Here is an 11,099-nt window from a genome sequence, read left to right as displayed (position 1 = left end):
TTGGCCATTTTTAAGAATTCGCTTGTTAGCTCATTCAAAAAACTAGCTTTGCGAAACGTTAATTTCGCGATTTATGACCATTTGACTGGTCGCTCATTGTTCAGTTTTCAAAGAACAAATACTTCGTGTTACTCTTGTTTATTTCCTTCCGGCTCATGACCGGAATTAGATCTTACCATGATTCGAAACATGATTGCAAGCTTTATTTTTCAACTTGTTTTTGTCTCGATCATCGCTTCCAAGTTGGTGTCTCGGAGGCAGAAATAGAATATACCATGGATGAATAGGAGAGCGCAACTGTTTTTTGAAATTAATTTTCTTGCTGCTAGAATACTTATACCCTTTCTATTGATACGCTAAACGGCCGTCCCCAGTTTAATAACCGAGAACGGCCGTCTACGTTCGAGCTTACTTAAACAACTACAGACTTTTCAAGTGGGAGTGCATGACCGAAAGCCGGCTTGATCCGGTTTACGGGTGCAGTCCAGTGGAAGGCATTGCGAATAATATGAGCGTTTGCGCCGAGGTAGGCACGATTGAAATTGCCGAATGCACCGTTGTAGTAACACGTGTTGAAGGTTTCTCCGGATGAGTTCTTCACGACGTTGTAGAAAGCCCGCAAATACTCGAATGAATAAATACGCATAAAAAACGGCCACCTCTGAGAGGTTGGCCGTTATGGTAAGAGAATTACTTCATTCTTGCATCTTCTGTACTTGTACGGCTACAGCATCGTCAGCCTCTTGCCGATGTGGTCGAGCATGTAACGAGCAGCGCCGAGCGTTACCGCGTCATCGCCTAGCTCCGAGTAGCCTACTTGCAGCCGCTCCCCCTCGGAACGTATAACCGTTTCCGCCAAACCTCTCTTCACCTCAGCCAAAAATCGTTCGCCAAGCTGCGTGACGGCACCCCCAATGAGCACCGCTTGCGGATTGAGCAGATGTACGACGTTCGTAATGCCAAATGCCAAGTCGCGAGCCATCTCACCGACGATATCGCAAGTGAGTGCATCCCCTTGCTCGAAGGCGCTGCGAATAGTATCCAGCGATACGTTTCGATCGGGCGTTGACGATTGCAGGTCACGAAGTATCGTTTCACGTCCGGACACCATTGCAAAATGCAGCTTGTTTGCAACCGCAGGCAAGCCTGCAATTAATTCGAGACAGCCGCGACGTCTCCAGGTGATCGATATTCGTCTGCGTATTGTTAAGCGTCAATGTATCTTTGGCAACGTTAAAGGATATATAACCGAGGAGGAATAGGGGAGGCACGGATAATAGAATCATGGCAGCCAATAATCAGCTTCTGACTTTGCGGAACCGGAACAGGGATAACAGCCTTGTTGTCCATCTCATAAGTGTGGCGCCCGCCTTAGATAGAGTAAACGGTCTGACCGTGCAGGTCTGGCCGGATTCTATTTCATTATATATTATGAACCCATGAGGTAAAGATGGGATAGTTCGGATTTCATAGAATCGGTGTTCGATATTATTGGGTTGGCAGGTAGTCATAATAACGTCACTCGGGTCACAGCAGTTCGTTGTTGCGGTCCGGATCTCAGGTATATAGTAATGATGCCAGTCACGAGTTACACATCCTCGGAAAGGAGGGAAGCATGTCTCGAGAAGAGAAAACGGCTCTTCTTTTGTAAGCGGTGTCATTTAAGAGTAACTAACTTGGAGGTGCGCATGATGAAGAAGAGTAAATCAATTGTATTGTCTGCTCTGGTTATGTTATTGGTTCTGTCTACTTTCTTGTTGGTTAATAACAAAGAAGCTAATGCGGCTACTGTGACCAGTAATGCATCCGATGATGCAACCATGTGGGGAACAAGCTTAATCGGTCCTACAGCAAACACGATGGCTGTAAATGTTGGCCAAGACAAGAGATCGTACTTGAAATTCAGTGTCAGTAACTCGGGCACAATTACTTCTGCCGTACTGAACGTGAAGTGTATTACAGGCGGAACCGCGAATATCGGTGCATACGCAGGAACGGGTAATACGACCTGGAATCAGACGACCCTTGCATGGAATAACCAACCTGCCCTAGGTTCCTTACTTGATTCCAAGAACACAACCTTCGTTGCAGGAACCGTTTATTCGTTCAATGTCCTGCCGCTTATTAATGCCAATGGAACCTATTCGATCATCTTAAAGGGCATTACCGGAGGAGAAGTCACCTTCTCGACGAAAGAAGGTACAACGATCCCGAATGTGGTTACATCCACTACAACAACGCCGCCGCCAACCGGACCGGACCTTACCGGGTACACCTTATTAAGAGACTACTCGTTTGGAACCTCACGCAACACGAACAGCCTTACATCGCTCACCAATTCATTCAATGCTTACGGTGTTGCAGGAACAACGGTCATTAACAATGAATGGCAGCGGTATCAACCTATTAATAGCACCAATCACCATTTAACTTCTACAACGTTAGAGTTAACGGCAACGCCAAACTTAGGCGGTGTATATGACGGAGGAATAAGCAGCGGTCAGATCACCACGAAAGAAACGTTCTATCCGTATGACGGGAAAACGTATATCTTCCAGCTGAGAGCCAAAGTCCCTAAAAAAGTCGGAGCATGGCCGGCATTCTGGCTGTATTCCCCCGGCGGTGCAGGTTCAACCAGCTCTGAGATTGATATTTTCGAATTCTTTGATACGCCAACACAGAACACCTATGACTGGACGGGATTTGACCATGGTGCCGGCGTATTTGAGGATTACTACAGCATCATGACCAATCAATGGGTATGGCATCCTGGAACGGATTTCTCCGATGACTATCATCTCTATACCCTCATCTGGAAGGAAGGCAACCTTCAGAAGTGGGTGGATGGTACCTTAGTTAAAGGAACGCTCTTCCGATGGGATGGACCGGCTCCGCAGGTTCTTATCAACCTTGCTATGGGTGGAAACACGAACAATAATCCCGTATCGACATCGTTTCCAGCCGTATTCTCCTTGGATTACTTCCGTGTTTATGTAAAATAATAGAACAATAAGCCCCCCCCTTCCTAGCAATAGCGAAGGATATGGATATGGATATGGATATGGATATGGGGACTCACATGCATGGGTAAGGCATAAAGTAAGCTCAAGGAAACCGCTAGGGATTAGTTCCCTTGGCGGTTTTCTGTTTTTACACTTCATGTCTACTATATTCCTTTTAAGATAAACGTTTGTGGTAACATGGAGGTAGATCATTACATAATCGGGAGTGAGCTCGCATGATCAAGCTTCTAATCGTTGAAGATGAGTCCGTTACCAGAAAAGGCCTAATGAAGCACATCAAGTGGAACGAACTGGGAGTCGACGTTGTTGAGGAAGCCAGAGACGGCGTTGAAGGGCTCGAAGCAGCTCGCCGGCTGCACCCCGATATTGTTGTATCGGATATCAGAATGCCCGGAATGAACGGTATTGAGTTTACTACATGTCTCAGAGAACAATTTCCTGAATGTCAGATCATTTATATGAGCGGCTATTCCGATAAGGAATACCTTAAGGCGGCTATTCGCCTTCATGCGGTCAGCTATGTGGAGAAACCTATTATTATCGAAGAGCTGCAAGAGGTTATACAGAAGGCGGTACAGCTGTGTATCGAGAATAATAAAGTCCAGCATATCAACATGGCACTTTCGGACAGCCTGCCGTTCATTAGACAGAACATTGTAAATGGGCTGATTCATAACACGCTCGATTGGGAGGAACTGCAACGCAACTTAAATCTGGCAGGTGTATCTTTTGACGATCGAAGAGACTCTTACACGATTTCTATCATCGTCCCTTCCTATGAAGATGCCGAGACTGCCAATGAAGTCAAACAAAGCTGCTGCAATCGGATTATGGCCTTTCTTCATCATGCCTCACACGGCTTTACACATTTGGCGGTCATGAAGGATTCCGGCTCTATTATCGTCCTATCTGCACATAAACCGGAGAGTACGAATGATCTGGCTACGATCTATCAGCTGATCTCTGAACATGTGAAAGATAAAGAAACGAAATGCTCCGGCCTATCCTGGATCGTTGGCAGCACTTCGTCCAAATTATCGGATATCCGTCATTCCTATGAAACAGCAGCCGGCTTTCTTGGGCATCTTTTTTATTATGACAGTGGGCATTTTGTCCGCGCGTCTACCAGGACGGACTCCGACTTCTATACAATCAATGAAGCATTAATAACATCCTACGCAAAGCTGCTCCCAGACCTTCAGCCAGATACAATCTTGCCATTTACAGAAATGCTGTATCAAGAACTTAGAAGAAAGCCCGGAACACCGGTAGACGAAGTCAAGCAGCTATTCTATCAAATGATGCGCATGCTTGTTGAGCAGGCTGGGATGAGCGGACTTCCCCTCAGCATATCAAGCCATCAGAACGTGGAATATTACTGGGCGATGATGTCCAAGATGGATACCCTCAAGCAGCTTAAAGATTACTTCCTGCAAAGGGCAGCCTATATTCATGACCGTATCGAAACGATGGAATCCAATAGCAGAGCCGTACTTGATGTTAAGAAATATATACGAGGCAACTATAGCGACAAGGAAATTTCCGTGAATATGCTCGCCGATCACGTACACCTGACCCCTACATATCTCTCCTCATTGTTTAGAAAAGAAACAGGTGAAACCATAAGCGAGTATATAGCAAAGGTCAGAATTGAGAAATCTGCGGACCTGTTAATGGAGCCGCAAGCCAAGCTTTATGAGGTAGCGGTTCGATCTGGCTATAATGATGCCAATTATTTCGCGAAGGCCTTTAAGAAAATAAAGGGAATGACACCTTCACAGTTCAGGAGAAGACACAAATCGTGAAAAACGGATTCCGGACTCTAGTCGGATTTTTTACACATCTGAATATTAGGGGAAAGCTTCTCATCTCCTATTTCATTCTCATCTTCTTTCCTCTGGCTCTGCTGACTACGATTTCCTACATTAATGTATCCCGTGATTACGAGAAACAAATTCTCCACTCCGCTGACCAGTCGTTTGACCAAGCTTATACGTTCTTAAACTATAAGGTGAACACGCTTATCAAGGCATCCGATGTCATCTATTTCAATGCGGATATTCAAACGATTCTAACGAGGAACGTGAACAATTATCAGAATGATTTGGTACAGCAAAATATGGATCGACAGAAATTGGAATATCTCTTGAACAGCTTGCAGAACACGGAAGACGTCTACCGGGCAAGTCTTTATGTTCCCGGATGGTTTATGTATGCGGATCAGAACTTCAACTTCTTTAATATCTACGCCTTCTCCCAGACGGCAAGCTATCGCAATCTCATGTCGTCCAAGGATAAGGTCAGCTGGCTTCCCTCACATACAATCGCAAACAACAACAATAATCTCGATCCGGTCCAAGTGATTTCGCTGCTTAGAAAAATCAGAAACAGTGAACAGACCTCCGAAATTATCGGGATTATCCAGCTAAGCCTATTGAAAGAGAATATTGAAGATATGCTTCAGAAAGCAAATATCACTTACGACGGCGTCGTCTATATTCAAAATGCAATGGGCGATATCGTAAGCTGCTCCAACCTGCTGAATTTCAATCGCATTAACCCGAATATCGATCTCATCAAGGAAGTTCAGGAGAACAGCACGTCATGGAATGACGCGACAATCGGCAGCAGCAATTTCGTTGTCAAAGCAAGAGCGGTAACGAATACGGATTGGACGATGGTTACGGCCATTCCGTTTACGGAAATATACGCGCAAAGCATCCGAATCAGAGACCTCATGCTCGTATTGATGCTCGTATGCGGACTGGTTTCGTATGGACTTGCCTATTTCATTACAGGCGCCACCGTCAAGAGACTCCAACTGCTAAGGAAGAAGATGAGACAGGTACAGGAAGGCTTTCTTCATGTCGAAGTGAATTCCAACATTCACGATGAGATCGGCGACTTGACCGACAGCTTCAATCATATGGTCAAACGAATCAAACTTCTTGTTGATGAACAATATCAGAACGGCAAGGAGATCAAGAATCTGGAGCTCAAAGCGCTGCAGGCGCAGATCAATCCGCATTTTCTGTACAATACGCTCGAAATGATCAACTGGAAAGCCATTGACAACGATGTTCCGGAAATCGCCGTCATCTCGCAATCGCTGGCTAAATTTTATAAGCTCAGTCTGAATAAAGGCAAAGATATCGTAAGTCTCGAGGATGAGCTCGATCATATCCGAATCTATGTCAAAATCCAGAATCTCCGATTCGACGATAAGATCAAGCTCACCACTGATATTGACCCTGATTTATATAACTGCAGCATCCTGAAATTAATCCTCCAGCCTATCGTCGAGAATGCCATTATTCACGGCATACGTGAAGCCAGGGATAGAGAGCAAGGCTCTATTACGATCACAGCATTTCTGGATAAGACCGATATGGTCCTGACGGTCAAAGACGATGGCGTCGGAATGCCGCAGGACAAAGCCGAAGATATCTTGGCCAACGGAAACGCAGCCGATGAAGTCCATGGCTATGGCGTTAGAAACATCAACCACCGGATCAAGCTCTGCTATGGCCAGGAATACGGCCTAACCTACCGCTCCTCGCTGGGTAACGGAACATTGGTCGAAATCAGAATACCGGCTGTGCGTATCTCAGCATAACAAAAGGTTCAGGAAGGATCGACTTGATCCCTCCTGAACCTATTTTCATCTACTTCTCTTTAGCTGGTTTTATTAGCTGCAAGAAAGGCGTCCAGCTGTTTCTGCATCTCGGCCATGATCTTATCCGAGCCGGCATTCTTGATTTTATCCACCAGCGTCTTCAGACCTTCTGCCGGGTCCTTGATATAGCCATAGTTGAGCGGAAGCGCGTACTGCTGCACGACGTTATTCACGGCAGCCATTTCGTTCTTAACAGGCTCGAAATCAGGCGTGAATAGTGCATAAGGATTGTCAAGGGCTCTGTCTGCCAGCTGCTTTCTCACTTCATCAATATTTGGCGGAGAATCGACCGGCTCTTTATAGAACTCAGGCGATTTAAAGCCCCACGAGCAATACCCTTCAGGTGCAAAGCCGTCCAAATCAAGTGCTTTCAGCTTGTTGTCCGCGGTAATCTCATAATGCTTGCCCTCGATGCCGTAAGTGAGGAGATTATAGTAGCTTTGATCCGTTCTTAGCAATTCCAGGAACATCAGCGCCCGCTCAGGGTTGGCGGCCGATGCCGGGATCGCCATTCCATCTTGCATGGCTGACGTTTTATACGTGTATTTGCTGTTCGGGAAGAATCTCACATCCCAGTCCGGATGCTTCATGTAAGCACCTTTCCAGGAATCCTGGTTATGCAGATTGCTGGCCGCTTTTCCGTTCTCGAACATTTTATCGTCTTTATTGGACAAGATCGATTTCGACCAGTAGTTTTTATCGCCCCATTCCTTCATTTTCTTGTAATAATCCGATATGCCGTCGGCTTCATACAAGTTGAAGATTTTAGCGGAAGCATCATCCATGCTCACCATGAATGGGGAGTACTGCGTCGCCAGGATATTGTAGAAGCCATTTGCGTTTGCGTAATAGCTTTCAAGACCGCCCGAAGAGCTGATTTGACCGCTTGGATCGAGCTGCGAATCGTTCTTCACGACGGCATCCAGATACTTCCCGTAATCATCCAAGTTGTCGATCGTTTTCAGACCGTATTTATCCATCAGGTCACCGCGAACGATGTACCCCATGTCACCATACTGGAAGAATTGTGCCGGCATGGCGAAGAGATGACCGTCAACTTCTGTCTGTTTATAAGCATCAGGTGTGATTTGAGCCAAGCTTTTCGGCGCATAGGTCTTAGCCAGATCTTCAATCGCCAGGAAAGCGCCCTTACGAGCATTGGAATAGAAATTCGTCCACGTGGATGCATAGATAAGATCAATAGGTTCGCCTGAAGCCAGAAGCAGCGGATATTGCGTACCGAAATCGGCCCAGCCTACCCAATTTACTTTGACCGTAGCATTCAAATCTTTCTCTAGCTTCTTGTTTACCTCGGCAAGCACCATGTCATAATCCTTGGCAGGCGAGCCGATCAGGTACATGTTTAATTCAACCTTCTTGGAAATGTCTACAGCTGTATTACCGGCATTTTCTTTCGTGCTGCTTGTATTGCCGTTTGATTCATCGGAATTCGCACCACCGCAGCCTGTAAGTACAAGCCCCATCGTGAGTGCCACACTTAACAGCAGTGTTAGTACCTTTGCCTTCCTCACACGTACTCCCCCTTAAAGATGTTGTTTATGTGATAAACCGGCTTAACCGAGATTATCCTTTTATTGCACCAACAGTAAGGCCCTTTACGAAATACTTCTGTACATAGGGATAGACCAGAATAATGGGACCCGTAGCAATAACCGCCATAGCCAGCTTGAGCGATAAGGTGGGAACTTCAATCATAGATACGCTTGCTACGCTTGCCAGTCTGGATATTGCTTCAGAGGATTGCAGCGTCGAGAACAATAAATATTGAAGGGGATATAATTTAATATCCGTTATAAACAGCATGGCGTTATACCAGTCATTCCAGTATTCCAGGGCATAGAACAGTCCGATTGTCGCAAGACCGGGCTTCGTTAGCGGTAAAATCAGCTTTAAGAAAATCGTGAAGTCTCCCGCTCCGTCGATCTTCGCCGATTCGCTTATGGAATCGGGGATCGAGCTTATGAAGGTTCGCATCACGATCAAATAAAACACATTGATGATCAGCGGGATAATTAAGGAAAGCAGGCTGTTCTTCAAATGCAGGTATTTGACGAAGAAGATGTAGAGCGACAAGATCCCGCCATTGAACAACGTGGTGAAGTAAAAGAAAAACGCCAGCTTGTTGCGATATAAGAAGTCCTTTCTGTTCAGCACATATGCCGTCATGGAAGTCACAAAAAGTCCTACGCTGGTGCCAACGACCGTAATGAAAATAGACACTCCATAGGCCCTTAAGATGTCCTGAGGGTACTTGAACAGGATTCGATAAGCCTCTAGTGAAAATTCACTCGGGATGATTCCGTAACCATGCTTCGTTATGGCGCTTTCCGAAGTGAATGATCCGGATACCAGCATTTCAAATGGCAGCAGGCATAGAACGACCGCCAAGATAACCACCGAATAGCTGATGATGTTGAATAAGAGGTACGTGCCCTCCATCTTCTTGTAAACCTTTTCAGTCGTGCCGGAAGCATAAGGTTGCTGCATAGTTCTCCTCTCCTGTTCCTAGAACAGAGCGTTATCCGGTCTAGTCCTTCTGATAATTCCATTCACCACCATGATCGTGACGAAGCAGAGCACGGATTGATAGAAGGTTGCCGCAGCCGGCATCGCGATATCGCCGCTTGTAATAAGCGATCTGAATACGAACGTGTCGATTACATCGGTAGCGTCAAAGAGCTGACCGTTATTGCCGACAATTTGGTAAAACATCTGGAAATCGCCGCGTAAAATCCTGCCCAGATTCAATAGGAAAATGATGAATATGGTTGGCATGATCGATGGGATGGTGATATAAAATATTTTCTGAAAAATATTGGCCCCGTCCATTTCAGCCGCTTCAAAGCACTCGGAATCGATGCTGACAATTGAGGCGATATAAATAACCGACGTATAGCCAACCCATTTCCACGAGTTGAAGAAGCAAATGATGAGCACCCACACATAAGGCATGCTGTACAGATTGACCGGATCCAGGTTCAGAGCCTTAAGCACCGTATTCAGCGTTCCCGTCTCATAGTTGAAGATGTTGAAAACAAAGACACCAACAATCGTCCACGAAATGAAGAAGGGCAAGAAAATAATCGATTGCGATATTTTCTTGAAATAGCGGCCCCTCATCTCATTGATAAAAATCGCGATCATAATGGCAGTCAATTGAGAGGTTACAAGATTCAGCATGTTATAAAGGATCGTATTTCTCGTTACCAGCAAACCTGTTCCGGACGTAAAGAAGTATTTGAAGTTCTCGAACCCATTCCATGGACTGCCAAACACGCCAAGGTTAAACCTATAATCCTTGAATGCCAGTATGATGCCAGCCATAGGGATATAAGCGATTAATAGAATCAAACCGATTGCAGGTAAAGCCATTAGAAATAAGGTTCTGTTCTTTCGGAGTTCGTATAGAAAGCCGTGCTTGTTCAAACGCGATCACTTCCTTCGTTCTGTGAGTTACAGGCAAACTCGGTCCATATAAAGCTTTATAAATGCTTCCGAGTCCACGTTCTTGGCAGCCTGAATGACGGACTGCTCGGCATTGCCGCGCCAGTAAAGTGCGGTTTTGTTATAAGTCGCCCCGCGCGTAAACTCGCCCTGGGTCTCCACCACAATCTCATCCCGTTGGAATTCCAGCATTTCATTGTCGAATACGGCGCAGATCGCCAGAGGATCATGCATCATCGGATAGTGATCCGTTATCGTCTGCCATCGTCCGACTAATTCTCGAATGTAAGCAGCCGATCGTTTAGGCTTGGTGAACAAACGGTCGACATCTTCCTTGGTCAGCACGCATTGAACCGTAACATCCAGTCCGACTGCCTTTATCGGTATGCCTGATTCAAACACGATTCTTGCGGCTTCGGGATCGCATCTTATGTTCCACTCACTTAGGTGGCTGTAGAAACAACCTCCCATCATCACAATCTCCTTCACCTTGTGCTTGAGCTTGGGCTCTTTGAGGATTGCGATCGCTATATTGGTCAAGGGGCCGATCGGAACCAATGTGATATCTCCATCCGACTTCATCACCGAATCGATAATGAAATCGATCGCATCTGTTCCGAACCCCTCCGCATCTCCATCCTTCTCTTCGGAGAACTGGCACGGGATTTCATTCACGTCCACCTTGTTCAAGATCGGACTTCCAATTCCGGCATATACGGGAATATCTCCCCGTCCAGCCATCTCGAGCATGTTCACTGCTAATTTGGCCCTGGCTGTAACATTCTTGAATACCGTCGTTATGCCTATTACATCCAGTTCAGGCGACTCCAGAGCAAACGCTAGCGCCAGTGCATCGTCGATATCGTCGCCAATATCCGTATCAATGATTATCTTTGTTCTGTTCATGTTTACCCTCCAACCGATAGGTTTCAATA

9 protein-coding genes are annotated in these 11,099 nt (G+C 45.9%); 3 read left to right on the top strand and 6 right to left on the bottom strand.

Translation table 11 applies throughout. The features are described from left to right. Positions 1-412: 412 nt before the first annotated feature. Complete coding sequence (locus AC0YNS_RS28725; protein WP_475784344.1) at positions 413-646, bottom strand: hypothetical protein; 234 nt, start codon at positions 644-646, stop codon at positions 413-415. Between the two features lie 78 nt (positions 647-724). Continuing rightward, the gene (locus tag AC0YNS_RS28720; protein WP_475784351.1) at positions 725-1,186 is read right to left on the bottom strand and encodes an ROK family protein; all 462 of its coding nucleotides are present in this window, start codon (positions 1,184-1,186) and stop codon (positions 725-727) included. Positions 1,187-1,688: 502 nt separating this feature from the next. Here AC0YNS_RS28720 and AC0YNS_RS28715 point away from each other — a divergent pair. The 3 genes from AC0YNS_RS28715 to AC0YNS_RS28705 all read left to right on the top strand — a co-directional run bounded on the left by AC0YNS_RS28715 (position 1,689) and on the right by AC0YNS_RS28705 (position 6,639). After that, a complete protein-coding gene (locus tag AC0YNS_RS28715) occupies positions 1,689-3,002 on the top strand; it encodes a CBM96 family carbohydrate-binding protein (RefSeq protein WP_475784343.1) in 1,314 nt (437 codons plus the stop codon). Positions 3,003-3,238: 236 nt separating this feature from the next. After that, the gene (locus AC0YNS_RS28710; protein WP_475784342.1) at positions 3,239-4,828 is read left to right on the top strand and encodes a response regulator; all 1,590 of its coding nucleotides are present in this window, start codon (positions 3,239-3,241) and stop codon (positions 4,826-4,828) included. After that, positions 4,825-6,639, top strand: a complete 1,815-nt coding sequence (locus AC0YNS_RS28705; protein WP_475784341.1) for a sensor histidine kinase — start codon at positions 4,825-4,827, stop codon at positions 6,637-6,639. Before AC0YNS_RS28710 ends, AC0YNS_RS28705 begins: the two co-directional genes overlap by 4 nt. A gap of 59 nt (positions 6,640-6,698) precedes the next feature. Here AC0YNS_RS28705 and AC0YNS_RS28700 read toward each other — a convergent pair whose 3' ends face one another. The 4 genes from AC0YNS_RS28700 to AC0YNS_RS28685 are packed head-to-tail and all read right to left on the bottom strand — an operon-like array spanning position 6,699 to position 11,070. Beyond that, on the bottom strand, positions 6,699-8,231 hold the full coding sequence (locus AC0YNS_RS28700; RefSeq protein ID WP_475784340.1) for an ABC transporter substrate-binding protein: 1,533 nt from the start codon (positions 8,229-8,231) through the stop codon (positions 6,699-6,701). 52 nt (positions 8,232-8,283) lie between these two features. Next, entirely contained in the window at positions 8,284-9,207 is a 924-nt protein-coding gene (locus AC0YNS_RS28695) for a carbohydrate ABC transporter permease (RefSeq protein WP_475784339.1), read from the bottom strand. Positions 9,208-9,225: 18 nt separating this feature from the next. Next, complete coding sequence (locus tag AC0YNS_RS28690) at positions 9,226-10,146, bottom strand: ABC transporter permease (RefSeq protein WP_475784338.1); 921 nt, start codon at positions 10,144-10,146, stop codon at positions 9,226-9,228. Positions 10,147-10,173: 27 nt separating this feature from the next. Continuing rightward, entirely contained in the window at positions 10,174-11,070 is an 897-nt protein-coding gene (locus AC0YNS_RS28685; RefSeq protein ID WP_475784337.1) for a nucleoside hydrolase, read from the bottom strand. Positions 11,071-11,099 lie beyond the last annotated feature (29 nt).

It is taken from the genome of Paenibacillus sp. J22FR21 (assembly GCF_056269135.1).
This window is presented reverse-complemented; position numbering and strand designations above follow the sequence as displayed.

What these genes read in the sequence shown, in the direction of transcription:
- AC0YNS_RS28725 (WP_475784344.1), bottom strand. Translation starts at nt 646, where the DNA reads ATGCGTATTTATTCATTCGAGTATTTGCGGGCTTTCTACAACGTCGTG.
- AC0YNS_RS28715 (WP_475784343.1), top strand. Translation starts at nt 1,689, where the DNA reads ATGATGAAGAAGAGTAAATCAATTGTATTGTCTGCTCTGGTTATGTTA.
- AC0YNS_RS28710 (WP_475784342.1), top strand. Translation starts at nt 3,239, where the DNA reads ATGATCAAGCTTCTAATCGTTGAAGATGAGTCCGTTACCAGAAAAGGC.
- AC0YNS_RS28695 (WP_475784339.1), bottom strand. Translation starts at nt 9,207, where the DNA reads ATGCAGCAACCTTATGCTTCCGGCACGACTGAAAAGGTTTACAAGAAG.
- AC0YNS_RS28685 (WP_475784337.1), bottom strand. Translation starts at nt 11,070, where the DNA reads ATGAACAGAACAAAGATAATCATTGATACGGATATTGGCGACGATATC.